Below are 24,633 nucleotides of genomic sequence, written 5' to 3'. Positions count from 1 at the left end.
TTTATTAGGTTAGTTCATAAAATACAGTGTTTGGCAGCTGTTTTTCCGATAATTCATTGGCATGGTCAATATATCTCAGCAGTGAATATAAATGTTTCTCAATGACAGAATAGTCTTTTTCGAAGTTGTAGGCATGAAGAAAATGTTCGATCTTCTTCGAAAGAAATTGATCATCTGTTCTGACCATCAGTATCAGCAGGTTATCCCATTCTGACCGGTGCGTATAATATAGCGCCCGGTCATAATCCACTTTATTCATTTGTCCTCTCCTCCTCTTTCAGGAGTTGATTATAGTTTATGATGATGCTGAATTTTATTTCGAAGTAAATCTTGGACTTGTTGAATTACAAGGGTTTTCATCATTTACCTGTATATTGGCCACATCCATTTATAAGACAATTCCATACATAAAATTGAAGACTGAGCCAAAAATATAATTAACGACACATGCTTTGGAGGATATCATGAAAAAGTATTTATCGATGTTTATGCTGGTTTGTTTATTAGCCGGGGGAGGCTCATTGGCAGGAGCTGTCCAAAAACCGGATTATGAAAAGTATGGGAGAATTGCCATCGCAGTTGTTAAGGAAGACTATCCTGGGGAAGAAGTAGTGGATTATCAGTATGGAGGAAGGAAAAAAGTGACCGAAACAGATGTGACAGACACCTTCACTTTTTCTGTAAAGGAAGATGGGAAACCTGTAACCGTGCTGGTTAGTGTCACACATAACCTTAAGGATAACAAAGCGGTTAGCCTATCTGTAGAGAGAAAAACACAGTAAGCTCCTTCGGGGGCTTTTTTCATTGTATTTGGCAAACAAACTCCTTATTTAAAATAATGATAAAAAAATATTTTTCTGATAATCTTGGATTATGAATATTACCGTCAAATATGGGGAGTGAGTTTTTTGAAGGAATCAATTCTTGTTGCGGAGGATGAAGCTAAAATTGCGAGGCTTCTGGAAATTGAACTTGAATTCGAGGGCTATCAAGTGACAAAAGCAATGGATGGTTATCAGGCAATGGAGTTATACCGGACTGGAAGCTGGGACTTAATTATTCTGGATATCATGCTTCCTGGGTTTAGCGGAATAGAAATACTGCGAAGAATTCGCAGCAAGGATAAACAGACCCCCATTTTGCTCCTGACAGCTAAAAGCTCAGTGGAAGATAAAGTTTCTGGTTTAGACTTGGGTGCGAATGATTACATAACAAAACCTTTTCAAATTGAAGAGCTGCTTGCCAGGATACGAGCTGCACTAAGAATAAAGTCAGCAGGTACAGAGGAACCTGCAGTTCATGACTGTCTGGAAGTGTCGGATTTAAAGCTCAATGAAAAAACAAGAGAAGTCAGCCGGGGAGTTCAGCACATTGAACTCACCCCAAGAGAATTTGATTTACTTGTTTATTTAATGACAAATAAAAGGCAGGTCCTGAACAGGGAACAGATTTTGGACGCCGTTTGGGGATATGACTTTTTGGGGGACACAAATGTTGTTGATGTCTATATCAGGTATTTGCGCAAGAAAATAGACTTGCCTGAGATGCCTTCTCTTATCCATACAATCCGCGGAGTAGGTTATGTATTAAAGGAGACGAAATGAATCTTAGGAAGAAAATATATTTGTATACAACCGTTCTCTTTGCAGTACTGCTGCTTATAATGAATTTCACTGTTTATACGGTATTCAGCAAATTGGTATATGAAAATGAGCGGGCCGCCATTTCAAATGAAATGGCTAATATTACAAAGATTGCGCAAAGTTCAATCGGGAATGTTCCAGAAGCTGAACTGCTTAGGGCCCTTGTTCCTTCAAGTGGAATGGTGAGACTGGTACACCCGGATAAAAAGGCAAAAACAGTCGCATCTCCAGACGAAAAGGCACTCAGAGAAATTCCTGCAGAGTTTATCAGCAATGAAGAGATAAAAACATTGGAAAAAGGTAAGAAAGTCTATATGTTTGCATCTGCACCTGTCATTCTGCCGGATGGTGAAATAGGAAGCTTTCAGCTGACCAGAAGCATGGAAAGTGCAGAGAAAATATTAAAGACTCTTCGTTTCGTTCTTGGGATTGTCACAGTTCTGGCAATGATTCCAGTTTTAATTTCCAGCGCATTCCTTAGTAAGTTTATTACAAGGCCTGTTGCCACAATGACAGCCACCATGAAAGAAATTAGAAAAAGCGGCCAATTCAAGCGTCTTGAACTGGAGGGGAAATCCCAGGATGAGCTGCATCAAATGGGTGAAACCTTCAACCATATGATAGACCTTCTTGAATCCAACTATGAAAAGCAAAAACTTTTTATATCAAATGCTTCCCACGAATTAAAAACCCCATTAACTGTTATTGAGAGTTATTCAAGCCTGCTTAAGAGAAGGGGATTGAAAGAACCTGAATTATTTAATGAATCAATAGAAGCCATTCATTCAGAGGCATTAAGAATGAAGGAAATGACAGAACAGCTTCTTTTGCTTGCACGGCATGATGACCAGTGGATGCTCGATTTGAAATTGATAGATCTTAACAGTTTTTTAACCCAAGTCATTCGGACTTATGGAGATGCTTTTAAAAGGACTATACAGTTGGAATTCGGTTTGGCTGAAAATACCTTTATTCAAACGGATGAAAATAAATTAAAGCAGCTCCTGTTTATTTTTCTGGATAATGCCAGGAAATACAGTAATGATGTCATAAGGGTTACTGCTCGGACAGAGAAAAGTGAAGTTTATATACGGATTGAAGATCGCGGCATGGGTATTCCCCAGAAGGATCTGCCAAGAGTGTTTGACCGATTTTACCGGGTAGATGAGGCAAGAAACAGGAAAACAGGAGGATCGGGACTGGGACTGTCCCTTGCTAAAGAAATCGCTGATGCTCTTGGGGTTGAAATCAGACTCGAAAGTACTGAAGGATTAGGAACTGCAGCATCTATAAGCATCAAAATAACTTAACCATTCTCATCATTTTCTCATTTTATTATCAGATAATAGAGAAATAAGCTAAATGGAGAGGTGTATGGAAATGAAGCAAAAACCTATAATAATTTTAGCTTCGGGGCTTCTGCTGGCTGCGCTCCTTGTATTTGCTGTAATACAATTCACAAATGTCTCCGCTTCAGAATCAATTACTGAAAGTGAAGCCAGGGAAATAATAAAAGACCGATATCAGGGAGAAATTCTGAATTTGAAAAAAGTGAACAGCACTTATTTGATTGAAATGAAAAGAGGCGAAGGGCTCTATCAAATAAAGCTGAGTGAAAACAAAGGAGAAATTCTTTCTTTTGAAAAAAAAGAACGGATTTCTAATGGTGAACAGAAGCAGCTTGATGAAGAAAAAATAAAGGAAATTATTCAGGCAGAAGAAACTGGTGAATTACTCTCCCTGAAAAAAGTGACTCAAAAAGAAAAGTCAGCCTTCGAGGCAATCGTTCAGAAAGATGAAGAGAAGATTAAGATTACTGTTGATGCTCTTAATGGTGAAATTTTATCCCGTGTTGCTGAGGAAACTAAGGTCCCTGTCAAAAATCTAACCGAAGAGGAAGCTGTCCAAATTGCTCTAAAAAATGAACCTGGGGAAGTGGATGATATCAGCTTTGGAGAAACAGACAAGGGATCTTATTATCTTGTTGAGATAGAAAAGGATGATGGAAGAGAGGCAGCTGTCGAGATCCATGCTATTACTGGAAAAGTGTTGTCGGTTACCTGGGATGATTAATACCTTTCTCATCAAATTTTAATTTTCTTATCCTTTTTCTCTCATTTTCACCGGTTATATTGAACATGTAGAAAAGAAAAAGGAGGAAAAATAAAATGAACAAAAAATTTGCAGTTATTTCTTTGGCAGGAGCTGTATTGCTGGGTGGTGCTGTTGCAGCAGGTGCAGCAGATACGAGTGGACAAGGAAGCACTGGGAGTAAAAAAGAAGCTGTACAGGATTTGATTACTGTTGAAGAAGCGAAGAAGATTGCTCTTTCTGAAGCAGAGGGAAGAGTAGAGAGCATTGAATTGGAAAGAGCAAATGGCAAACAGTATTATGACATTGATATTGAAAACGGGAAAGAAGATTTCGATATTAAAATTCACGCCTTAGATGGTGAAGTCATTTCAATTAATAAAGATCGAGACGACGATGATGATGACAATGATCAGTCCGAAAAAGAGGTAAATGGGGAAAATATAATTTCCGAACAAAAGGCTATTGAAATAGCTGAAAAAGAAGTAAATGGAACGCTAAAAGAAATTGAAATAGATGAAGACAATGAACAGATCCTATATGAAGTTGAACTGAAAACAAATAAAGGCGAAGCAGATGTTGATATTGATGCTGAAACAGGAAAAATATTAAAAGTTGAATTGGATGACTAATGCCATATGGTAAGCGGGGCGAAATGCTCCGCTTTTTGCTGTAATCCGTTTCAAGCTTATGAAGAGACTACTCATCAATCCTCTTGTTGGTTCATAGATTATGGTAAGGACTAAAAGGGGGAGTGGCAATGCGAGAAGAAGAAAATAAGTCATTGGAATATGCCATTCAGGAAATTACTGAAATTGCAAATGGGTTTGGCTTGGACTATTACCCAATGAGGTATGAAATCTGTCCTGCAGAAATCATTTATACATTCGGCGCTTATGGCATGCCGACCAGGTTTTCGCATTGGAGCTTTGGAAAACAGTTTCATAAGATGAAGCTGCATTATGATTTAGGATTATCAAAAATTTATGAGCTTGTAATCAACTCGGATCCTTGCTACGCATTTCTGCTGGATTCCAATACCCTTATTCAAAACAAATTAATTGTGGCGCATGTTTTAGCACACTGCGATTTCTTTAAAAATAATGTCCGTTTTCAAAACACTAAGAGGGACATGGTAGAGAGCATGGCTGCCACCGCCGAAAGAATCAGGCAATATGAAATTGAGTTTGGGAAGAAGGAAGTGGAAACTTTTCTTGATGCGGTGCTGGCAATTGAAGAACATATTGATCCCTCTCTTATGAGACCGAAGCTAGCCTGGAGTACGGAAGATGAATATGAAAGCAGCGGTGATACGGCATCGCCTAGCCCTTATGATGATTTATGGGATTTGGATGAAAGGAACAAAAAACATGAGCCAAAGAAGAAGAAAAAGAAATTCCCTCCAAAACCCGAAAAAGATTTATTGCTATTTATTGAGAGCTACAGCAGGGAGCTAACCGACTGGCAGCGGGATATATTAACTATGATGCGGGAAGAAATGCTCTATTTTTGGCCGCAGCTCGAAACAAAAATCATGAACGAGGGCTGGGCTTCCTATTGGCATCAGCGTATTTTAAGGGAAATGGATTTGACATCAGCAGAAGCGCTGGAATTTGCCAAACTGAATGCAGGAGTGGTTCAGCCGTCCAGAACTGGAATCAATCCATATTATCTGGGACTGAAAATTTTCGAAGATATTGAAGAGCGGTATAATAATCCGACGGAAGGAATGAAAAGGCGTGGTGTGGTGCCTGGTTCAGGCCGGGAGAAAATGTTTGAGGTCCGTGAGATCGAGTCGGATATCTCTTTCTTAAGAAATTATTTAACAAAAGACCTTGTCATGAGAGAAGATATGTATCTGTTCCAAAAACAGGGAAAGGATTATAAAATTGTTGATAAACAGTGGGAGCATGTCCGCGATCAGCTTGTCAGCATGCGAGTAAATGGAGGATTCCCATATTTGACGGTTAATGACGGCGATTATATGAAGAATGGAGAGCTATACCTTAAGCACTGGTTTGAAGGAGTGGAGCTTGATCTTAGATATCTTGAAAAAGTACTCCCGTATGTATACCAGCTTTGGGGCAGAGGAATCCATATGGAAACCATCGTTGAAGGCAAAAATATGCTTTTCACTTATGATGGGAAGAGCATTCACCGGAAGTATTTATAGAAATGACGGACGAACCACATCAGATGTGGTTCGTTTTTTTTATTTTAAGTTAAAGAAAAGAAACAGGTTATTAGGAAATAGGCAATGATACAAACTAAATACTTTCTTCCTGAAGAATATTAAAGTAATATTAACGAGTACAGGCGGGGGTATTGGGAATAGGTTATTTGATGACTTCCCAGTGACTCAAAAATGGCTTGAATTCATTTTTAAACTGAAGAAAGGATGATTATCTTGAAAATTACAGATTCGGCTCGTGACCTCTTAAAACAAGTGTTTCAGGAGAAAAACGCTGGCGGCATAAGAGTTTACTTTGCAGGCTTTGGCTGAGGAGGCCCACAGATTGGACTGGCTCTGGATGAGCCGGAAGCAGAAGATTTAACCGAAATGATCAATGAAATCCTGGTTGCTTTTGACCCGGAAATCAAGCCGCATACAGAAAGCATGGTTCTTGACCATGACAAGGAAAATGAAAGGCTAGTCTTATTAGGCAGCGAAAGTGACTGCTGTTAAGACAGTGAGTAAAAACACCCGGATGGGTGTTTTTTCAATTATAAAGAAAATAAAGTTGACTAAATACCTTATGGGGTATATTATATGAATTGTAATTGAATTATTAAATGCAGAGGAGATTATTATGCTGCTGATTTATTTACCTTGCTGCTAGTTAGTTTCCAATTGATAGGCTTCTGAATGCCAGATTGTCATTGCACGAAATAAATGGGGTGAAAATATTGGTATTTGATGAAAAATCCAAAAATCGAATCAAAAGAGCTGAGGGACAGCTTAGGGGTATTGTAAAAATGATGGAAGACGAAAAGGATTGCAAATCTGTCATTACTCAATTAACAGCTTCCCGTTCTGCGATTGATAAAGCAATCGCAGTTATTGTCAGTTCAAATCTTGAGCAGTGTATTATTGAAAATGCTGAAAATGGCACAGCAAATTCAGGCATTATTGAAGAGGCAGTCAATTTGCTTGTTAAAAGCAGATAAGAGGCAGTTGACTTTATTAAGGTTTAATACCCCGTATGGTAAATTGAAAATAAATTGGAGGTAATCAAATGACCATCTTAAATGGAGTTATTATAGCTCTGCTTATTATCTTTTTGGTTCGAAAGCTGCTTCCAGTTAAAGGTGTCAGGCAGTTGACACCTTCTCAGCTGCAAACTGAACTAAAAGACAAAAACAAACAATACATTGATGTGAGAACACCTGCAGAGTTTAAACGATTCCATGTTCCGGGATTTGTAAATATGCCTCTTCATCAGCTTCATCAGAAAATGGGCCAGCTATCAAAGGATAAAGAAGTAGTTATCATTTGCCAAAGTGGAATGAGAAGCAGCAAGGCGAGCAAAATCCTGAAGAAAGAAGGCTTTAAAAATATTACAAATATCCGAGGTGGGCTAAGCGCCTGGAAATAAAGGAGGATACTTCAAATGAAAACAATGACTGCTAAAGATGTTGAACGAAAGTTAGCTGCTGGCGAACACTTGAATTTGATTGATGTCCGTGAAGCGGATGAGGTTAAGGAAGGAAAGATTCCGTCAGCTATTCATATTCCACTTGGGTTAATTGAATTTCGTATGCATGAATTAGATAAAAACAAGGAATATATAATGGTCTGCCGGTCTGGTAATCGCAGTGGGTTAGCTGCTCGCTTTCTTGAAGGCAAGAGTTTTTATGTGATCAATATGATTGGCGGCATGATGAACTGGGAAGGGCCAATAGAATAAAATTAGATTTTCGAAACGGCAAAGAAAAGGGTATTGACAGAAAATCAAACATACTCTAATATATACCCTATGAGGTATATCAAGCCTCGTTAGGTATTACTGTTAATAAGAACAAATAAATTTTTTTGATTATAATTATACCCAATAGGGTAAAGGGAGGATAAAAGATTGGATAGGAAAAAAACAACAATTGTTCTATTCAGCGGAGATTATGACAAGGTGATGGCAGCTTATATCATTGCGAATGGTGCAGCTGCTTATGACCATGAGGTAACAATCTTTCACACTTTTTGGGGACTGAATGCTCTAAGGAAAGATGAGCCTATCCAAGTGAAAAAATCATTTATGGAAAAAATGTTTGGAAAAATGATGCCAAGAGGTCCTGAAAAAATGGGTCTTTCAAAAATGAATATGGCTGGCATGGGTCCAAAAATGATTAAAGACATTATGAAAAAGCACAACACGATGCCAGTAAAAGATTTGATTGAAATGGCAAAAGAACAGGATATTAAGCTGGTAGCCTGTCAGATGACAGTTGATCTTCTAGGCTTTAAACCAGATGAAATTATTGATGGTGTTGATTATGCTGGTGTAGCAGCGTACCTGGCAGATGCAGAAGATGGAAATGTAAACTTATTCATCTAAACCAAATTGTTAAAATAGGGGGATATCTAAATGACAACATTAAAAGCAAACTTTACGGTAGATGCAAAAGGTCTTGCTTGCCCAATGCCAATTGTAAGAACAAAAAAAGCAATTAATAATTTAAACCCTGGTGAAGTACTTGAGGTGCTTGCAACGGATAAAGGTTCAAAGGCAGATATTCAGGCTTGGTCAAAAAGTTCAGGACATCATTATCTTGGGACAATTGAAGAAGGGGATGTGCTAAAGCACTATATTCGCAAAGCAAGTGAAAATGAAGAGCGCGAAGCAGTAAATTTTGAGACTATTGCTTCTAACGAAGATCTGCAAAAAGAACTTGAATCAAATTCAGAGATTGTCGTTCTTGATGTAAGGGAACCGGCTGAATATGCATTTGGACATATTCCAAACGCTGTTTCCATTCCTTTTGGCGAACTTGAAGAACGAATTGGCGAGCTGAATAAAGATAAAAAGATTTATGTAGTATGCCGTACAGGCAGCCGCAGTGATATGGCTTCACAGGCATTAACCGAAAAAGGCTTCTCCAACATAATTAATGTAGTGCCGGGAATGTCTGGTTGGAATGGGCCCACAGAAACTAAAGTGAACTAAAAAAATTTTAAAAAGAAATATACATTAGGGGGTATAGAACGATGAAAGCAATGACTGCTAAAGAAGTAACAAAAAAAGTTATTCAAAAAGAAGAGCTATTTATACTGGATGTGCGTAATGAAAGTGACTTTAATGATTGGAAGATTGAAGGAAAAAACTTTGAATACATGAATGTTCCCTACTTCGATCTTCTTGATGGAGTAGAGTCAATTCTGGATAAAATTCCAGCTGATAAAGAACTTTTAATCGTTTGTGCAAAAGAAGGATCTTCTGTCATGATTGCAGAAATGCTTGAGGAAGCTGGACGAGAGGCTTCTTACCTGAAGGGCGGAATGAAAGCATGGAGCGAACACCTTGAGCCTGTTAAAGCAGGAGACTTGAAGGACGGGGGCGAATTGTACCAATTTGTCCGCATTGGTAAAGGCTGTCTATCATATATGGTTATTTCTAATGGGGAAGCTGCGATTGTCGATGCAACAAGAATGACTGAGGTATTCATTGACTTTGCTGCTGAAAAGAATGCTGTAATCAAGCATGTTTTTGATACACACCTCCATGCTGACCATATCTCAGGGGGAAGAAAAATTGCTGAAAAAACTGGTGCTTCATACTGGCTTCCTCCTAAGGATGCTGAAGAAGTAACATTTGATTACAAAAGTCTTGACGATGGAAACGAAGTAATGATTGGTTCTGCTAAGATCAGCATTCAAGCTGTTTATTCACCAGGCCATACAAAAGGATCAACATCATTTGTGGTAGATGATCAATACCTTCTATCAGGCGATATTCTATTCATCGATTCAATTGGCCGACCGGATCTTGCAGGAAAAGCCGGTGACTGGGCTGGCGATTTAAGGGAGACACTTTATAAGCGCTATAAAGAGCTATCAAGTCAATTAGTTGTTATGCCTGCACACTTCATGATCATTGATGAGTTAAATGAAGATGGCAGTGTTTCTGAGAAACTTGGCACATTATTTGCTGAGAATCATGGATTAAATATTGATGACGAAGGAGAGTTCAGAAAATTAGTTTCTGAAAATCTTCCTCCTCAGCCAAATGCTTATCAGGAAATCCGTGAAACAAATATGGGGAAAATCAGCCCGGATGAAGAAAAACAAAGAGAGATGGAAATCGGCCCTAACCGCTGTGCTGTAAGATAATTACCTGAATTCAAAAACTTTAGCTTAGATAATTTGAAAAAATGGAGGAATGAAAACATGAACGCAGCAAAAGTACTGGATGCAAAAGGCTTAGCTTGTCCAATGCCAATCGTAAAAACAAAGAAAGCAATAGGGGAAATCGAATCAGGCCAGGTGCTTGAAGTTCATACAACCGACAAAGGCGCAGTCAAAGACTTGGCTGCCTGGACAGAGTCAACAGGACATGAGCTTTTAAAACATGAGGATGACAACGGAATTTTAAAGTTCTGGATAAAAAAAGGCTAATCTATTGAAAGGTAAAAGGGGGGTCTCCTCCCTTTTATTGCTAAAAAGGAGGAGATAGCCACATGGATTTAACCTACTTAATCGTTATATTTTTAATTGGTTTTATCGGGTCTTACATTTCCGGCATGGTAGGAATTGGCGGCTCAATCATTAAATACCCTATGCTTTTATACATCCCGCCATTATTTGGATTAGCTGCTTTTTCTGCTCACGAAGTATCCGGAATCAGTGCAGTACAGGTGTTTTTTGCAACAATCGGGGGTGTCTGGGCTTACAGAAAAGGCGGGTACCTGAATAAAACACTTATTATTTATATGGGTTCAGCAATACTAATCGGAAGTTTAATCGGAAGCTATGGTTCAAGGTTTATGACTGAAGGCGGCATCAATCTTGTATATGGTGTATTGGCTTTAATTGCCGCAGTCATGATGTTCGTGCCGAAAAAAGGCTTGGATGATATACCTTTGGATCAAGTAAAGTTCAATAAATGGCTTGCAGCCTTCTTTGCTTTGATTGTCGGCATTGGAGCTGGAATCGTAGGTGCAGCAGGTGCATTTTTACTGGTTCCTATTATGCTGGTTGTATTGAAGATCCCTACAAGGATGACGATTGCTACATCACTGGCCATTACATTTATTTCATCGATTGGATCTACAGCTGGTAAATTGGCAACCGGCCAGGTGGACTATATTCCTGCTGCCATAATGATCATTGCCAGCTTAATTGCTTCTCCATTAGGAGCTGCTGCAGGAAAAAGAGTAAATACAAAAATCCTCCAGGTCATTTTGGCAGTTTTAATTCTGGCAACATCAATCAAAATCTGGATGGATATTTTATAATTAAGAGGGAAGGGAGCAGCGGATGCTGTTCCTTTTAACATTTCTTAGTGAATGGCTTTCTTTTTAAATCTGCCGCCTCTGACTTCAGCAATATCAGCTACTGCTAAAAAAGCACTCGGATCTAATTCTTCGACAATTGATTTTAATTTTGCTTCTTCAAGTCTGGTTATAACACAAAAAATTACTTTTTTGTCATCCCCAGTGTATGCACCTTCCCCATTTAAGTAGGTGACGCCTCGTCCAAGCCGGGCCAGAATCGCTTCGCCTATCACCTTGTGCTGGTCGCTGATGATCCATGCGGATTTGGATTCATCCAGCCCGCTGATGACAACATCAATAGTCTTGAAAGCAATGAAATATGCAAGGATTGAGTACATGGCACGGTCCCAGCCAAAAACAAAGCCTGCAGTAGCAAAAATGAAGATATTGAAAAACATAATAATTTCCCCGACAGAGAACGGGAGCTTTTTATTTACCAGAATGGCCAGTATCTCTGTTCCATCTAAAGATCCTCCATATCTAATCACCATTCCGACTCCAACGCCAAGAACGATACCGCCAAATACAGTAGCTAACAGCAAGTCCTCTGTAAATACGGGAACCTCATGCAAGAGGAGGGTAGTGGCTGATAATACCGCAATGCCGAGCAATGTAGACAAAGCAAAGGTTTTCCCTATCTGTTTGTACCCTATGTAAAAAAATGGAATATTTAAGATAAAAATAAACCAGCCGAGTTTCCAGCCGGACATGTGAGAGAGGATAATGGAGATTCCTACTATTCCGCCATCCAGAATTTTATTGGGCACTAGGAATTCTTCGATTCCGACACCCATAAGTATGGCTCCAAGTATGATGAAGAAAATCCTTTTTGCAAGCTTGCCTTTAGTCAACCCTTTATGTACATTTGCTTCAACAGCAGTTTCAAGTGAAACGTTCATAAATGACCCCCATTTTAGTAAATTAATTTATGTATAACACACTGTCAGACTGAACGAGCATCTTTAATGAGCTAATAACATAATATGATAGCTTGTGCCATTTTAGCTCAAATTAATTATTCGACAAGTCTGATAAAGGCTATATCTAATTATAACATTTCTTATATTAAATAAGGGATATCGAGTTTCATAATGATAAGTTGTATGCCCTTATTAGGATAATTTCCGTTCTGGCGGAAAGGTATCTTTTTTATTTATCTATCAAAATGGAATGAATATTTTATTAAAATACGATTAGCTTAAAGGTCTTCGGGGAAATAAACACATACAAGCTATAAGCTGATTAAGGGAGGAGTAGTAAAATGCATAAGGTTATTCAATTTGGCAAGAAGCTCGGAAAGGAATTTAAGAAAGATCGGGCAACCGGGCTTGCAGCCGAACAAGCCTATTATTATATGCTCTCCATTTTTCCTTTGTTAATTCTGCTTATCTCTATTGTTCCATATCTTTCACTGGATCCCCAAAAAGCATTATCATACTTGCAGAGTGTAATGCCGTCAGATTCATTTAATGTTATTGAAGATAATGTAGTGGATATCATTACGAAGCCGAACGGCGGCCTGCTGACGTTCGGTATCATAGGTACTTTATGGTCCGCTTCTAATGGAATGCAGGCTTTCATAAGAGCCATGAATGACGCCTTTGATGTGGAGGAAACGAGGTCATTTATAAAATCAAGACTAATATCCATAGGTTTGACTCTTGGTTTGCTCGCAGCATTCATCATTGCTATGGTTCTTCCTGTGTTCGGAAAAGTCATCATGAACTTTGTTGAGAATTTTATTAACATACCTGATGGGATGCAGATACTGATCAATGTATTGAGATGGGTCATTGCTTTTGTGATCATGGTTACAGTCCTGGCTATTCTTTATAAGGTAGCACCGAATAAACATTTTCCTTTCAAGCAGGTCTTGCCAGGTGCAATAGCCGCAACAGTTATGTGGCAGCTTATATCTTTTGGCTTGTCCTTTTATGTAAGCAATTTTGGGAATTATTCCGCCACATACGGAAGCCTTGGCGGAGTCATTGTACTGATGCTATGGTTCTTTTTAACCGGACTTGCCCTTGTTATTGGCGGGGAAATAAGTGCCCTCTATCACAGAAATAATACATTTAAGCCGGGCAGCGGAAAGAAAGATGACAAAGAAAGTCCCAAGGTACAAACAGATGCAGAAGCATATCGTACACTTTCAATAAAATAGGACAAAATAAAACGAGGGCTCAGCCCTCGTTTTATTTAATTTGGTGGATAAAAGGTATTTTAATGTTCCACCATTTCTTAATTTTCTTTGGTGTTTCTTTTACTGCGGATATCGTATTGTTAAAGGTCTGTTTTTTATAATTGATATCTCTTTGAATTTCTTTCTGGGTTGCTGTCAGTTCGTCAACTCCATTTTTTAATTGATCGGCTTTTAGCTGCATAACAGTGCTTAGAGCTGTCAGTTTCTTAATTGCCGGTTTGGCATCCTTGTATGCTTTAAAAGCATAGATGCCCAGAAAGATCAGGGATACTGCAATAAGAATCAAGCTTGCATATACAATGAACATTTTGACCTGCCTCCTCATGCTGGATTTTAAGAAGTAAGAAAGTGAAAATTTTCGAACTGCGATTGCTGTCTAGCATAAGCAGCCTACCCCATCGAGGTGTCGGGGGTGACCAAGGCGATTACGCTTTTCTTAATGTTTACCCATTACAAAAAAAAATTAACATTAAACCCCTGTACCAACTTTAAGATAAAGGGGAATACTCAGAATAAATTAAAGAATTGACCTTCATATATGAGTTTGCTAGAATTGTTTTCATTATATTAATATATAATTTTATTGAGCGCAGGACATTGATCAAATGATGTGCTGCGGCAATAGATTTTACCTGTATATGTTCAGAGATAAGGTCTGAGCGTTTCTACCGGGCTGCCGTAAATAGCTTGACTACAGGGGATATAGCTTGTTCGAATCGGCATGCTATTTTCCTTCTGTTTTCTTATGGCAGCTTCGCAAATTGCGGAGCTTTTTTTATTAGTAACTAAATAAGGAGGGAATGGCATGTCATCTTTTTTCCGGTTTCGTGAAAGAGAAACAACTTACAAACAGGAAACCATCGCAGGTTTAACGACGTTTTTATCAATGGCATATATATTAATTGTAAATCCAATTATACTTAGCCAGGCTGGAATGGATAAAGGAGCTGTCTTTACGGCTACGGCGCTGTCTGCTATTATTGGCTCTTTATTAATTGGCTTGTTGTCCAATTATCCAATTGGGATTGCACCAAGCATGGGCCTCAATTCTTTCTTCACTTTTTCTGTCTGCATTGGGATGGGCATTCCATGGCAAACTGCTTTAACTGGTGTATTTGTATCAGGAATTTTATTTGTGATTTTAAGCTTATTAAAAATACGGGAAAAAATTATTAACATCATACCCAAGGATTTAAAGCATGCAATAGCAGGCGGCATTGGCTTTTTTATTGCTTTTATCGGATTGAAAAATGCGGGCTTGATTGTAGGTAATGATGCAACATTTGTTGCGATTGGCGATTTTAAATCCCCAGTCACGCTGCTGGCTGTTTTCTGTTTTATTTTAACAATCGTTTTAATGGTAAGGGGAGTCAAAGGTGCCATTTTCTATGGCATGGTCATTTCATCTGCTGCTGGAATGTTAATTGGCCTTATTGATAAACCGGAAAAAATTGTTGGGGCCATTCCAAGCCTTGAACCGACATTTGGTGAAGTTTTTCTGAATATTGATCAAATCTTTACGCCGGAAATGCTGGCAGTCATATTCACTTTCTTATTTGTTGCCTTTTTTGATACGGCTGGAGCCTTAATAGCCATTGCAAGCCAGTCAGGATTGATGAAGAATAATGAAATCCCTAATGCGGGAAAAGCGCTTCTGGCGGATTCAAGTGCTACTGTAGTCGGTTCTGTGCTTGGAACTTCTACAACTGCCTCCATGATTGAGTCCAGTTCAGGGATTGCGGCGGGAGGAAGGACAGGCTTTACTTCAGTAATCATCTCTGCATGCTTCGCTGTTGCATTATTCTTTTCTCCATTGCTCGGTGTAATTACGGCCGAAGTTACGTCTCCGGCACTTATCATTGTAGGAGCACTGATGGCTATGGAAGTGAAACATATAGATTGGGGAAAGCTGGAGATTGCCATTCCGGCATTTGTGACCATCTTAATGATGCCGCTGACTTTCAGTGTAGCAACTGGGATTGCTCTAGGCTTCATTTTATACCCAATCACAATGCTGGCATTGAAAAGGCCAAAAGAAATTCATCCAATCATGTATGGACTATGTATTGCATTTATGGGGTATTTTGTTTATCTTGCATAAGGAAAAGGGCTGCCTGTATATTCAGGCTGCCTTTTTGTGAATCCTAAAATTGCTGTGAAGAAATGGCTTTTCTGCTGGATATCATCATAAAATGTTTGACTCCACTCTTTTAGTCTAAATAAAAAGAATACAATAAAAAATCATTGAACAATAAGCCAATGTCATACATAATATATATGAACATATATTCATATAAAGGGGTGGAATGAATGGGGCACAGTCATAGTCACGGACATGGGCATTCACATGATCATCATCACACAGGCAATAAAAAGGCCTTAATGTGGGCATTTATTTTGATTGCTTCATTTATGATTGTAGAAGTAATTGGTGGAGTATGGACTAACAGCCTTGCGCTGCTATCGGATGCCGGACACATGCTGAGTGATGCAGCTGCGCTTGGCTTAAGTTTTCTGGCAATCAAAATAGGGGAAAAAAAGGCGACAAATTCAAAAACATTTGGCTACAAACGATTTGAAATTATTGCTGCTTCAATTAATGGAATCACACTGCTCTTGATTTCTCTCTATATTTTCTATGAAGCCTATCACCGCATTCTTGAGCCGCCGGCTGTTCAAAGTATGGGGATGCTGGTGATCTCATCGATCGGACTGCTCGTAAATATCGCAGCAGCATTTATATTAATGAGTGGGGATAAGGAACACAATTTAAATGTTAGGAGCGCTTTTCTGCATGTTCTTGGTGACTTGCTTGGTTCCGTTGGAGCTATAACAGCTGCGCTTCTAATTTATTTCTTCGGCTGGGGCATTGCGGACCCGATTGCAAGTGTAATGGTAGCAGTTCTTATCCTAATAAGCGGATGGAGGGTGGTAAAAGAGTCCTTTCATATTTTAATGGAAGGGACACCTTCCCACCTGAATCCTGAGGATATTAAAAGTGCGCTCCTTGGCCTTGCACATGTAAAGGATGTTCATGATCTTCATATTTGGACGATTACTTCTGGTTTCCCATCTCTTAGCTGCCATCTTGTGATTGAACATGACGGCGGCCACGATGCAGTCCTTCATGCGGCACAATCGGTACTGCATGATGAATATGGCATTGAGCATAGCACAATTCAAGTGGAAGGAGAAAGAAAAGGCTGCCCCGGCCATAATGAAAGCTGCAATTAATAGGGGCCAAAGGACAGCTTATTCATGAAATAAGAAAGTATTAATCTTTAACAACGATAACTGTCTAGCTCCAGCGCCTACCCCCTCGAGGTCATAAGCCAATCCTCCCAGCAAGGCAAAGGACGCCTTACCGTGAGGCTCGTCTTATGCTTGAGGCCCGCAGGATGCGGGTCATGCAGACGTTGCCACAGGACGTGGCGATCTTAGTCTGCGTTCCTTCGTGGGCAAGGCGCTTCCGCTTTTCTTATGAATGCTGGCTATGTTCGATTGCCTGGTTCAATAAACTAATGACGTGTTCATCATCATGGCTGTAGAAAAGAGTGGTTCCTTCACGGCGGAATTTTACCAGCCGCAGGTTTTTCAAAAAGCGAAGCTGGTGAGAAACCGTAGACTGAAGCAGTGATAGGTTTTCGGCAATCTCATTTACCGAATACTCTCCGTGAAATAATAAATGAAGAATTCTAAGCCTGGTTGGATCTGATAATGCTTTGAATGTTTGGGAAACCATGAATAAGGTTTCTTCATCCAGATCGGCTGGGTACGGCGTGTTTTCTTCTGTCATTTTGTTCACCTCTGCCTTTCATTATAATTCTGTTTTAAATAAAACGAAACCGCAGAGATGCCCTCTGCGGTTTTAACATATTATTTTGTCTTTCTGACTTCCTTGTGAATTTCATCAACCAGTTTTTTTATTTCTGCATGGATTTGTTCTTTTTCCAGGTTCAGTTCCTTTTTTATTTCAGGCATTGATTTTCCTTGTTCCTTCATTTGAATTATTTCGCCCAGATCCATATTTGCCGCCTTTGCGATGGCTGCACCGGAAATAAGGAAACGAAGAGGGACTCCTTTGTCAAGATACCTCTGCAGCACTTGGGGAGACTTGCCGGAATACTCGGAGACCTTTTGCAGAACAACTTGCTTATTAGTTTCAAGGAACTTATCCATGTGATGATGATGCTTCTTTATTTTCTCTAAATCCACTCCATACTGCTGTGCTGTTTTTTCCCAGGAAGAGTTATTTTTTTTATAAAATGCCAATACATCTGCAATCTGTTTATTTGAAAACTTTGCAATGTGGGCAGCTATGAAGATTTCCTTTTTGGTGAATCCTTGTTCCAGAAGGGATTTCATTTGGGATTCATCAATCATTCTGTGATGGTGTTCATGTTTTTGCTCTTGTTCCGGTGATTGTTCCTTTGGTGCTGTTTCGGCGTTAACGGATAAAGCGGCCCCCATTAAAATAATGCAAAAAGACAATACTAGTAGTAATTTTTTATTCATGCTGCACTGCACTCCTTTCAAAATTATAATTCGTATATAGCATTTCCCAAGATATAGCGAAAGCATGAATAAATTGGCTATCTTTTTCACGAAAACATTAAGGACAGAGATATTCATTGAAAAAAAACACTCATTTCGATTACATTAAGAAAAGAAGACTGTTCGGGGACGGTGATGGGAAAATGAAAATACTTGTTGTGGAAGATAATGAAAGTGTCTGTTCAATGCTGGAGATGTTCTTTATGAAAGAAGGGTATCAGGGTGTCTTTGTCCACGATGGGCAGCAGGGGTTTGAACATTTTAATAAAGAAAGATGGGACTTAATTATCGTCGATTGGATGCTTCCTATCATGGATGGAGTGACTCTCTGCCGTAAGATAAGGGAATTGAGCAAGGTCCCGATTATTATGCTGACGGCTAAAGATAGCGAGTCCGATCAGGTTCTGGGCCTTGAAATGGGTGCTGATGATTATGTGACCAAGCCATTCAGTCCGCTGACGCTAATGGCCAGGATCAAAGCGGTGACACGCAGGTTTCAGGCTGAAGCAGTATCAGTGGATGACCCCCACTATGTTGCCAGTGAATACTTCAAAATCAGCAGAGATTCCAGAGAGGCCTATTATAATGGGCAGCTTCTTAAGAATTTGACCCCAAAGGAATTTGACTTGCTGTATTATCTTGTAAAACATCCAAAACAGGTATTTACAAGAGAGCAGCTGCTTGATAGTGTATGGGGGTATCAGTTTTATGGAGATGAAAGAACGGTTGATGTACATATAAAAAGGCTCAGGAAAAAAATAGGCACGGATGAGCAGCCTTTTATCCATACAGTATGGGGCGTGGGCTATAAATTTGATGAAACGGCAGCTGAAAATGAAAGTTAAATATTTTTATCAGCTGCTGCTTAGCCATGTCAGCATCCTCATTCTGGCATTCCTGTTATTAAGCATTCTTTTCTCCCAGTTTGTTGAGAATTATATTTTTGAAAATAAAGTGGAAGAGCTCGATTCCTATGGGGAACAGATCCTGACTGATTTAACAGTCAGGTTAGAGGGTGATGAGCAATTTTTAACAGAATACAGCCAGCTGCTCGATGCAAGGAATATAAAATACATCCTCTTTGACCATAAAGGGAGGGTCTTGTATCCGGAGCTCAAATCAGATCCGATGATTCAGCTGACCAAATCTGAGTGGGCTGAAATTTCGAAAGGAAATAAAGTAACTGTAAAGCATGATATAGAACGCTTCGGCCAGGAGGTAACATTGGTTTCCATGCCTTATATGCAGGGGGGCAACCTGGTTGGAGGAGTTTTGCTTCTGTCACCTATAACTGGAGCGATGGAGGTTGTCAGCCAATTAAATCGATTTTTATTATATACCATTTTTATTTCACTCTCTGCGACCATTCTGTTAAGCCTGGTTCTGTCTAAAAATCTGATCAAGAGAATAATGGACCTCAGGAATGCTGCCTCTATGATTTCATCCGGGAACTATGATGTAAATGTGCCATACACCTATATGGATGAAATCGGTGAACTGGCTAAAGACTTTAACGATATGGCAGCCAGATTGAAGGAGTCTAATGAAGAAATTAAAAGACTGGAGAATAGAAGGAGGAAATTCATTGCGGATGTCTCGCACGAGCTGCGGACTCCTTTGACCACCATCAGTGGTTTGGCTGAAGGAATTAAAGGAGGAATGATCCTGGAGGCGGAAAAGGAAAAAGGGATGGTCCTGATTGACAGGGAAGCAAAGAGGCTTATTCGTCTGGTAAACGAAAATCTGGATTATGAAAAGATCCGGTCCAATCAGCTGCAGCTGAATAAAATGGATATTGATCTTATGGAAGCCTTTGAAATTGTTAAGGAACAGCTGGAAATTCAGGCAGGGGAAAAAGGCAACAGGATTTATCTTGAGGCTGAAGAAGGTGTTTCAGTTCATGCAGATTATGACCGGCTAATTCAAATTTTAGTTAATATTGTAAAGAACAGCATCCAATTCACCGATCAAGGTTCCATATTATTAAGGGGTAAAGAAGATCCTGATCAGACAGTGATCGAAATAGAGGACACGGGCATAGGCATCGATCCTCAAGAAATCGAGTCTATCTGGCTGCGTTTTTATAAAGCTGATTTATCCAGGACCAATCATTCCTTTGGTGAATTTGGCATTGGACTTTCCATTGTTAAACAGCTTGTTCAGCTGCACAGCGGAGAGATTGCTGTCAGCAGTGATAGAGGGGAAGGGACTAAATTTACGATTAGGTTTCCACGGAAAAAAGCATCTTTGCAATAAGGCAAAAAAAAGGAACAGCACTCTGATAGGCTGTTCCTTTTTTTCATTTATGACAATACCTCTGTTTCAGTAAAAGGCACTTCTTTTGCGGGTGCCGGCTCTTCAGTTTCTGGTACTGCTGTTACTTCAATATACTTAATATGGTGCTCTTCCATATCCAGAATTTTGAACAGGTATTTTTCATGTTCAATCATGTCGCCTTGTTTGGCTTCGTAGTTTTCAGTCAATATCCATCCGCCAATGGTATCGACATCTTCATCATTGATATCGGTACCCAGCAAGTCGTTAACTTCGCTGACAAGAACTTTGGAATCAATGATATATTGGCCTTCTTGCGTCTTTCTGACCATGGGCACTTCATCCATATCGAACTCATCGCGGATCTCACCAACAATCTCTTCAATGATATCTTCAACAGTGACTAACCCCGAGGTACCGCCGTATTCATCCATTAAGATGGCCATGTGAATGCGTTCTTTCTGCATTTTAAGCAGCAGCTCATGGATAGGTATGCTGTCAATGACCCTGATAATGGGACGAATGTAAGATTTAAGGGTGCTTGATGATAATTCCCTGTTCATAATGAGATCTGTCATGACTTCTTTAATGTTGACCATGCCAATGATATGATCCTTATCTCCATCTATAATGGGATATCGTGTAAATTTCTCTTCCTGAACGATTTGCAGGAAGTCTTCAAGTGTATCATCTTTTGAGAGAGAGACAATTTCTGTACGCGGAACCATTATTTCTTTCGCGATACGATTATCAAACTCAAAGATTTTATTTACATACTTAAACTCAGATTGGTTGATTTCGCCGCTTTCATAGCTTTCTGATAAAATAATGCGAAGTTCTTCTTCAGAATGTGCCAATTCGTGTTCAGAAGCAGGCTTTAATCCAAACATGCTGGTCAATAGGCGGGCAGAACCATTCAGCGCCCAGATAATCGGATACATAACCCGGTAAAACCAGATTAAAGGACGTGTTGTTAACAGTGTAACCGCTTCTGCCTTTTGTATCGCCAGAGTCTTTGGAGCCAATTCCCCCACAACCACGTGCAGGAAGGTGATAAAAGCAAAAGCTATGCTGAATGAGATAATATGCGAAATGGAAGACGGCAATCCGAAACTGTTGATCACTGGCCGCAGCAGGTGTTCAATTGTCGGTTCACCCAGCCAGCCAAGACCCAGTGCTGTAATGGTAATTCCCAGTTGGCAGGCTGAAAGGTATTCATCCAAATTCGAAATGACTTTCTTCGCAGCAATTGCATTTTTATTGCCTTCTTCAATTAGCTGATCAATCCTGGAACTTCGTATTTTAACAATGGCAAATTCCGATGTAACGAAAAAAGCCGTTAAAGCAATTAAAATGGCTATAAAAACCAAGTTTAATATGTCCAAATAAGTTCCCCTTATCCCGCCTAAACGGGCAGGGTGTCACCTCCTGATTTTGTGAAAAATGGGATCAGCTGGTTAAGTCGGAAAGGGAACGGAGCAATGCAGTGCTTTCAATAGTCAGCTTCTTGGAAAAGCCATCTTTCTGTTCATCATCCAGTGTATTAATAAGCGGCATGAGAACAGCTATTTCCTGATGAAGCTGTTTAATCTGCAATGTGACTGCGTTAATATGCTTTTCAACTTCCCCTGTCTGAATCTCCCTTTTCGTTTTCATTTCTAGTTTTCTCTTAATCTCTTCAAGCGGAAAATGCAGCAGTTTGCATTCCTCAATGAATCTTAAATCAGACAATACTTCTTCTGAGTATATGCGATAATTTGATTTTGAGCGTTTCGCTTTAATTAGGCCAATGCTAGTGTAGTAATCTATAGTTCTTTTAGAAACATTAGCAATATTGGCTAATTCGCCGATACGATAGTAAGCCCCATCATATCACCTCTGTTTTGAATACTTATATCTCATGAACATGTGCTTTTCCATCAAGAGATATAGTTAGAATCAATTATACGTTAGCACAAACCATACAGTCAAACGTAGTAGTTTGGAAAAAAGGGTTACATTTATTCTATGAAATTATGCTTTAAATATGAAGTAAAAAGATTCGGAAAAATTAATTTTTTTCAGAGGGCTCGGTGTGCGCCATTTTGACTTATGCCATCCGAAGGTAAGGCAGCTTCTGACAGGCAGAGGACTATTACAGCATAAGCAGCCCGAAGGCGAACAAAACCAGGAGCAAGAAAATCGCCCCCGGTCATTAAAAATGCAGGTCATATTTTGACAACTTCAATATAGGAAATATGGTGCCCTTCCATTTCCTTAATAATAAATCTGAATCCTTCTTCTTCGATAAAGTCTCCCTGAGTCACATCATACTTCTGCGTCATTATCCAGCCTCCGATGGTGTCTACATCATCATCGGATAATGATGTTCCCAGGAGGTCATTTGCTTCTGAAATCAGCAGCTTTGCATCCAGGATATAATGATTTTCTCCTGACTTTTGAACAAACGGAAGTTCGTCGGCATCAAATTCGTCTCGAATTTCACCTACAATTTCTTCGAGGATATCTTCAACTGTGACCACTCCAGCTGTTCCGCCGTATTCATCAAGGAGAATTGCCATATGGGACCGCTCTTTTTGCATTCTTAGGAGCAAATCGTGAATGGGAATGGTTTCAATCACCCTGATGACAGGTTTAATATATTGCCGTAAAGGGTGTTTGCCTTCACACTTTTTTCTAACGCAGTCAGTTAAGATTTCCTTTACATTAATAATCCCCAGAATATTATCTTTATCACCCGCCGTAACCGGATATCTGGTGTATCGCTCATTCAATATGAGATCCAGGATTTCTGCCAATGATGAATCTTCCGGCAGGGTAACAATCTCGGTTCGCGGAACCATTATCTCTTTAGCAATTCTATTGTCAAATTCAAAAATTCGATCCACATACTGGTATTCTGATGGATTGATTTCTCCGCTCTTTAAGCTTTCAGATAGGATAATCCGAAGCTCTTCCTCTGAATGGGCCATTTCACTTTCTGATACAGGCTTCAGTCCAAATAATCCTGTAATAATTCTTGCTGAACCATTTAATATCCAAATAAAAGGATACATGATCCTGTAAAATAAAATTAATGGTTTTGAAAAAGATAACGTTATTGCCTCTGCCTTTTGTATGGCAAAGGTTTTTGGCGCCAGCTCTCCAATGACCACATGGAGAAATGTCACAACAGAAAAAGCAATGACAAAAGAGAGGATATGAGTTAGGGAAGCCTGTAAGTTAATGCTTTCAAATACGGGATGAAGCAGCCTCTCAATAGTCGGTTCACCAAGCCAGCCGAGGCCCAGTGCTGTAATCGTAATTCCAAGCTGACAGGCGGATAAGTATTCATCCAGACTGCTGATAACTTGTTTTGCTGAACGGGCTTTAGCATTTCCCTCCATAATAAGCTGGTCAATTCGTGAAGTCCTTACTTTAACAATCGCAAATTCAGATGCAACAAAAAAAGCAGTTAATGCAATTAAGAAAAATAATAAGAATAGGTTAAGGGTGATCATATTAAATCCTTACACGATTATGTAAGGGGCCGGCACCTCCTTTATAATAAGTACTTTTCCCTTATTCATGATTTTTACAAATAAACCAGGAATAAAGGATTTCCTTAATAAGAAATTACCCTTAATTAGGAGGAAGGTAACCAGAAAAAATAAAAATTGAGGATTCAAGATATGCATGTTCCTGTCAGTAAAAAAAAGCCTGAGGCAGGCTTTTTCGAAAGATACACGTATAAATTTTGAAGATAGATAACTTTAGCTCGAGGCGCCTTCCGCTTTTCTTATCAATAATTCCATTCTCTTGCCAGAAGTCCATATACGGCAAGATCGTGATATCGATTATAAAGGTACTCGCCATCCCGGATGATTCCTTCCTGACGAAAACCGAGCCTTTCCGGTATTGCGCGGCTTTTTCCATTTCTGATCCCGCAGCGTATTTCGATTCTGTTCAGTTTTAAATCAAAGAAAGCATGATTAATCATGGCCTGCACACTTCGTGTCATAATTCCGCTTCCCTCAAAATCCTTAGCAAGATAATATCCAATGCTGGTTTGTCGGTTGTTCCAGTCGATCTGGTGAAAACCAATTGAGCCTGCAAGCTTTCCCTGATAACGGATACCTGCATTAAAGCCGTTGTTATCGGCAAACTGTTTAAGCCATACTGGAATAATAGAGTGATACTGTACTGGTGAAGCCATATTATCAACCCATGGAAGCCATTCTCTTAAATGACTGCGGTTTCTGTCCACCAGGTTGAAAAGCTCTTCTGAATGATGCAGCTGGAACAATTGCAATTCTATATCTTCATCTGCTTTTAAGGAAAACATGGGACAATCTCCTCCAATAATCTGTAAATATATTAATAATAATCTGAAATTAAATA

Annotated in this window: 29 protein-coding genes and 1 riboswitch; of the genes, 20 read left to right on the top strand and 9 right to left on the bottom strand. The window is 39.4% G+C overall.

Annotated features, from left to right (window positions below; translation table 11 throughout):
* Positions 1 to 4 precede the first annotated feature (4 nt).
* Entirely contained in the window at positions 5 to 259 is a 255-nt protein-coding gene (locus QUF73_11180; protein ID MDM5226785.1) for a YhdB family protein, read from the bottom strand.
* A gap of 205 nt (positions 260 to 464) precedes the next feature.
* Between QUF73_11180 and QUF73_11175 the strand changes: the two genes are divergently transcribed.
* The 15 genes from QUF73_11175 to QUF73_11105 all read left to right on the top strand — a co-directional run bounded on the left by QUF73_11175 (position 465) and on the right by QUF73_11105 (position 11,183).
* Positions 465 to 782 (top strand): DUF3889 domain-containing protein, encoded by a 318-nt coding sequence (locus tag QUF73_11175; protein ID MDM5226784.1) that lies wholly within the window; start codon positions 465 to 467, stop codon positions 780 to 782.
* Positions 783 to 908: 126 nt separating this feature from the next.
* Positions 909 to 1,604 carry a response regulator transcription factor gene (locus QUF73_11170; protein ID MDM5226783.1) on the top strand — a complete coding sequence of 232 codons (696 nt, stop codon included), beginning with the start codon at positions 909 to 911 and terminating at the stop codon, positions 1,602 to 1,604.
* Entirely contained in the window at positions 1,601 to 2,953 is a 1,353-nt protein-coding gene (locus QUF73_11165; GenBank protein MDM5226782.1) for a HAMP domain-containing histidine kinase, read from the top strand. The genes QUF73_11170 and QUF73_11165 overlap by 4 nt, the downstream gene beginning before the upstream one ends.
* 70 nt (positions 2,954 to 3,023) lie before the next feature.
* Positions 3,024 to 3,716, top strand: coding sequence for a PepSY domain-containing protein (locus tag QUF73_11160; GenBank protein MDM5226781.1), 693 nt, complete (start codon positions 3,024 to 3,026; stop codon positions 3,714 to 3,716).
* 95 nt (positions 3,717 to 3,811) lie between these two features.
* The gene (locus QUF73_11155; GenBank protein MDM5226780.1) at positions 3,812 to 4,366 is read left to right on the top strand and encodes a PepSY domain-containing protein; all 555 of its coding nucleotides are present in this window, start codon (positions 3,812 to 3,814) and stop codon (positions 4,364 to 4,366) included.
* Between the two features lie 128 nt (positions 4,367 to 4,494).
* Complete coding sequence (locus QUF73_11150; protein MDM5226779.1) at positions 4,495 to 5,907, top strand: SpoVR family protein; 1,413 nt, start codon at positions 4,495 to 4,497, stop codon at positions 5,905 to 5,907.
* Positions 5,908 to 6,294: 387 nt separating this feature from the next.
* Positions 6,295 to 6,420: a hypothetical protein gene (locus tag QUF73_11145; protein MDM5226778.1), complete on the top strand. Its 126-nt coding sequence runs from the start codon at positions 6,295 to 6,297 to the stop codon at positions 6,418 to 6,420.
* A 221-nt stretch (positions 6,421 to 6,641) separates the two neighbouring features.
* Positions 6,642 to 6,902 (top strand): metal-sensitive transcriptional regulator, encoded by a 261-nt coding sequence (locus tag QUF73_11140; protein ID MDM5226777.1) that lies wholly within the window; start codon positions 6,642 to 6,644, stop codon positions 6,900 to 6,902.
* Between the two features lie 68 nt (positions 6,903 to 6,970).
* Entirely contained in the window at positions 6,971 to 7,330 is a 360-nt protein-coding gene (locus QUF73_11135; GenBank protein MDM5226776.1) for a rhodanese-like domain-containing protein, read from the top strand.
* A gap of 15 nt (positions 7,331 to 7,345) precedes the next feature.
* Positions 7,346 to 7,642, top strand: coding sequence for a rhodanese-like domain-containing protein (locus QUF73_11130; GenBank protein ID MDM5226775.1), 297 nt, complete (start codon positions 7,346 to 7,348; stop codon positions 7,640 to 7,642).
* Positions 7,643 to 7,810: 168 nt separating this feature from the next.
* The gene (locus QUF73_11125) at positions 7,811 to 8,287 is read left to right on the top strand and encodes a DsrE/DsrF/DrsH-like family protein (protein ID MDM5226774.1); all 477 of its coding nucleotides are present in this window, start codon (positions 7,811 to 7,813) and stop codon (positions 8,285 to 8,287) included.
* A gap of 30 nt (positions 8,288 to 8,317) precedes the next feature.
* The gene (locus tag QUF73_11120; GenBank protein ID MDM5226773.1) at positions 8,318 to 8,896 is read left to right on the top strand and encodes a sulfurtransferase TusA family protein; all 579 of its coding nucleotides are present in this window, start codon (positions 8,318 to 8,320) and stop codon (positions 8,894 to 8,896) included.
* Positions 8,897 to 8,937: 41 nt separating this feature from the next.
* Positions 8,938 to 10,059, top strand: a complete 1,122-nt coding sequence (locus QUF73_11115) for an MBL fold metallo-hydrolase (protein MDM5226772.1) — start codon at positions 8,938 to 8,940, stop codon at positions 10,057 to 10,059.
* Positions 10,060 to 10,116: 57 nt separating this feature from the next.
* Positions 10,117 to 10,344, top strand: a complete 228-nt coding sequence (locus QUF73_11110) for a sulfurtransferase TusA family protein (GenBank protein MDM5226771.1) — start codon at positions 10,117 to 10,119, stop codon at positions 10,342 to 10,344.
* 62 nt (positions 10,345 to 10,406) lie between these two features.
* Entirely contained in the window at positions 10,407 to 11,183 is a 777-nt protein-coding gene (locus tag QUF73_11105) for a sulfite exporter TauE/SafE family protein (GenBank protein ID MDM5226770.1), read from the top strand.
* A gap of 44 nt (positions 11,184 to 11,227) precedes the next feature.
* On the opposite strand, the gene QUF73_11100 is transcribed toward QUF73_11105, so the two are convergent.
* Positions 11,228 to 12,121, bottom strand: coding sequence for a YitT family protein (locus tag QUF73_11100; protein MDM5226769.1), 894 nt, complete (start codon positions 12,119 to 12,121; stop codon positions 11,228 to 11,230).
* 362 nt (positions 12,122 to 12,483) lie between these two features.
* Here QUF73_11100 and QUF73_11095 point away from each other — a divergent pair, with 362 nt between their 5' ends.
* The gene (locus tag QUF73_11095) at positions 12,484 to 13,386 is read left to right on the top strand and encodes a YihY/virulence factor BrkB family protein (GenBank protein ID MDM5226768.1); all 903 of its coding nucleotides are present in this window, start codon (positions 12,484 to 12,486) and stop codon (positions 13,384 to 13,386) included.
* Between the two features lie 31 nt (positions 13,387 to 13,417).
* On the opposite strand, the gene QUF73_11090 is transcribed toward QUF73_11095, so the two are convergent.
* Positions 13,418 to 13,732 carry a DUF948 domain-containing protein gene (locus QUF73_11090; protein ID MDM5226767.1) on the bottom strand — a complete coding sequence of 105 codons (315 nt, stop codon included), beginning with the start codon at positions 13,730 to 13,732 and terminating at the stop codon, positions 13,418 to 13,420.
* A gap of 305 nt (positions 13,733 to 14,037) precedes the next feature.
* Positions 14,038 to 14,139, top strand: a riboswitch (purine riboswitch).
* Between the two features lie 91 nt (positions 14,140 to 14,230).
* On the opposite strand from QUF73_11090, the gene QUF73_11085 reads away from it, so the two are divergent.
* Both QUF73_11085 and QUF73_11080 read left to right on the top strand, forming a co-directional pair.
* Positions 14,231 to 15,526 (top strand): NCS2 family permease, encoded by a 1,296-nt coding sequence (locus QUF73_11085; protein MDM5226766.1) that lies wholly within the window; start codon positions 14,231 to 14,233, stop codon positions 15,524 to 15,526.
* A gap of 209 nt (positions 15,527 to 15,735) precedes the next feature.
* Entirely contained in the window at positions 15,736 to 16,659 is a 924-nt protein-coding gene (locus QUF73_11080; GenBank protein MDM5226765.1) for a cation diffusion facilitator family transporter, read from the top strand.
* 244 nt (positions 16,660 to 16,903) lie between these two features.
* On the opposite strand, the gene QUF73_11075 is transcribed toward QUF73_11080, so the two are convergent.
* Both QUF73_11075 and QUF73_11070 read right to left on the bottom strand, forming a co-directional pair.
* The gene (locus tag QUF73_11075) at positions 16,904 to 17,221 is read right to left on the bottom strand and encodes a metalloregulator ArsR/SmtB family transcription factor (GenBank protein MDM5226764.1); all 318 of its coding nucleotides are present in this window, start codon (positions 17,219 to 17,221) and stop codon (positions 16,904 to 16,906) included.
* An 80-nt stretch (positions 17,222 to 17,301) separates the two neighbouring features.
* Positions 17,302 to 17,940 (bottom strand): hypothetical protein, encoded by a 639-nt coding sequence (locus QUF73_11070; GenBank protein ID MDM5226763.1) that lies wholly within the window; start codon positions 17,938 to 17,940, stop codon positions 17,302 to 17,304.
* Between the two features lie 182 nt (positions 17,941 to 18,122).
* On the opposite strand from QUF73_11070, the gene QUF73_11065 reads away from it, so the two are divergent.
* Entirely contained in the window at positions 18,123 to 18,824 is a 702-nt protein-coding gene (locus QUF73_11065; protein MDM5226762.1) for a response regulator transcription factor, read from the top strand.
* A complete protein-coding gene (locus QUF73_11060) occupies positions 18,814 to 20,235 on the top strand; it encodes a HAMP domain-containing sensor histidine kinase (GenBank protein MDM5226761.1) in 1,422 nt (473 codons plus the stop codon). The genes QUF73_11065 and QUF73_11060 overlap by 11 nt, the downstream gene beginning before the upstream one ends.
* 47 nt (positions 20,236 to 20,282) lie before the next feature.
* Here the strand turns inward: QUF73_11060 and QUF73_11055 are convergent, their stop codons facing one another.
* The 4 genes from QUF73_11055 to QUF73_11040 form a co-directional block, all read right to left on the bottom strand.
* The gene (locus QUF73_11055; GenBank protein MDM5226760.1) at positions 20,283 to 21,638 is read right to left on the bottom strand and encodes a hemolysin family protein; all 1,356 of its coding nucleotides are present in this window, start codon (positions 21,636 to 21,638) and stop codon (positions 20,283 to 20,285) included.
* A gap of 64 nt (positions 21,639 to 21,702) precedes the next feature.
* Complete coding sequence (locus QUF73_11050; protein MDM5226759.1) at positions 21,703 to 22,104, bottom strand: MerR family transcriptional regulator; 402 nt, start codon at positions 22,102 to 22,104, stop codon at positions 21,703 to 21,705.
* A gap of 356 nt (positions 22,105 to 22,460) precedes the next feature.
* On the bottom strand, positions 22,461 to 23,753 hold the full coding sequence (locus QUF73_11045; GenBank protein MDM5226758.1) for a hemolysin family protein: 1,293 nt from the start codon (positions 23,751 to 23,753) through the stop codon (positions 22,461 to 22,463).
* A 281-nt stretch (positions 23,754 to 24,034) separates the two neighbouring features.
* Positions 24,035 to 24,577, bottom strand: a complete 543-nt coding sequence (locus tag QUF73_11040) for a GNAT family protein (GenBank protein ID MDM5226757.1) — start codon at positions 24,575 to 24,577, stop codon at positions 24,035 to 24,037.
* Between the last annotated feature and the right edge of the window lie 56 nt (positions 24,578 to 24,633).

The organism is Cytobacillus sp. NJ13, assembly GCA_030348385.1.
Taxonomy (GTDB): domain Bacteria; phylum Bacillota; class Bacilli; order Bacillales; family Cytobacillaceae; genus Cytobacillus.
The sequence above is the reverse complement of the archived record's forward strand: the minus strand, read 5'-3'. Positions and strand labels throughout refer to the sequence as shown.

Bases quoted from the DNA above. Each gene is read 5' to 3' on its own strand.
- QUF73_11180 (MDM5226785.1), bottom strand. From the start codon at position 259: ATGAATAAAGTGGATTATGACCGGGCGCTATATTATACGCACCGGTCA.
- QUF73_11175 (MDM5226784.1), top strand. From the start codon at position 465: ATGAAAAAGTATTTATCGATGTTTATGCTGGTTTGTTTATTAGCCGGG.
- QUF73_11165 (MDM5226782.1), top strand. From the start codon at position 1,601: ATGAATCTTAGGAAGAAAATATATTTGTATACAACCGTTCTCTTTGCA.
- QUF73_11160 (MDM5226781.1), top strand. From the start codon at position 3,024: ATGAAGCAAAAACCTATAATAATTTTAGCTTCGGGGCTTCTGCTGGCT.
- QUF73_11155 (MDM5226780.1), top strand. From the start codon at position 3,812: ATGAACAAAAAATTTGCAGTTATTTCTTTGGCAGGAGCTGTATTGCTG.
- QUF73_11150 (MDM5226779.1), top strand. From the start codon at position 4,495: ATGCGAGAAGAAGAAAATAAGTCATTGGAATATGCCATTCAGGAAATT.
- QUF73_11145 (MDM5226778.1), top strand. From the start codon at position 6,295: ATGATCAATGAAATCCTGGTTGCTTTTGACCCGGAAATCAAGCCGCAT.
- QUF73_11135 (MDM5226776.1), top strand. From the start codon at position 6,971: ATGACCATCTTAAATGGAGTTATTATAGCTCTGCTTATTATCTTTTTG.
- QUF73_11130 (MDM5226775.1), top strand. From the start codon at position 7,346: ATGAAAACAATGACTGCTAAAGATGTTGAACGAAAGTTAGCTGCTGGC.
- QUF73_11120 (MDM5226773.1), top strand. From the start codon at position 8,318: ATGACAACATTAAAAGCAAACTTTACGGTAGATGCAAAAGGTCTTGCT.
- QUF73_11115 (MDM5226772.1), top strand. From the start codon at position 8,938: ATGAAAGCAATGACTGCTAAAGAAGTAACAAAAAAAGTTATTCAAAAA.
- QUF73_11110 (MDM5226771.1), top strand. From the start codon at position 10,117: ATGAACGCAGCAAAAGTACTGGATGCAAAAGGCTTAGCTTGTCCAATG.
- QUF73_11105 (MDM5226770.1), top strand. From the start codon at position 10,407: ATGGATTTAACCTACTTAATCGTTATATTTTTAATTGGTTTTATCGGG.
- QUF73_11100 (MDM5226769.1), bottom strand. From the start codon at position 12,121: ATGAACGTTTCACTTGAAACTGCTGTTGAAGCAAATGTACATAAAGGG.
- QUF73_11095 (MDM5226768.1), top strand. From the start codon at position 12,484: ATGCATAAGGTTATTCAATTTGGCAAGAAGCTCGGAAAGGAATTTAAG.
- QUF73_11090 (MDM5226767.1), bottom strand. From the start codon at position 13,732: ATGTTCATTGTATATGCAAGCTTGATTCTTATTGCAGTATCCCTGATC.
- QUF73_11085 (MDM5226766.1), top strand. From the start codon at position 14,231: ATGTCATCTTTTTTCCGGTTTCGTGAAAGAGAAACAACTTACAAACAG.
- QUF73_11080 (MDM5226765.1), top strand. From the start codon at position 15,736: ATGGGGCACAGTCATAGTCACGGACATGGGCATTCACATGATCATCAT.
- QUF73_11075 (MDM5226764.1), bottom strand. From the start codon at position 17,221: ATGACAGAAGAAAACACGCCGTACCCAGCCGATCTGGATGAAGAAACC.
- QUF73_11070 (MDM5226763.1), bottom strand. From the start codon at position 17,940: ATGAATAAAAAATTACTACTAGTATTGTCTTTTTGCATTATTTTAATG.
- QUF73_11065 (MDM5226762.1), top strand. From the start codon at position 18,123: ATGAAAATACTTGTTGTGGAAGATAATGAAAGTGTCTGTTCAATGCTG.
- QUF73_11060 (MDM5226761.1), top strand. From the start codon at position 18,814: ATGAAAGTTAAATATTTTTATCAGCTGCTGCTTAGCCATGTCAGCATC.
- QUF73_11045 (MDM5226758.1), bottom strand. From the start codon at position 23,753: ATGATCACCCTTAACCTATTCTTATTATTTTTCTTAATTGCATTAACT.
- QUF73_11040 (MDM5226757.1), bottom strand. From the start codon at position 24,577: ATGTTTTCCTTAAAAGCAGATGAAGATATAGAATTGCAATTGTTCCAG.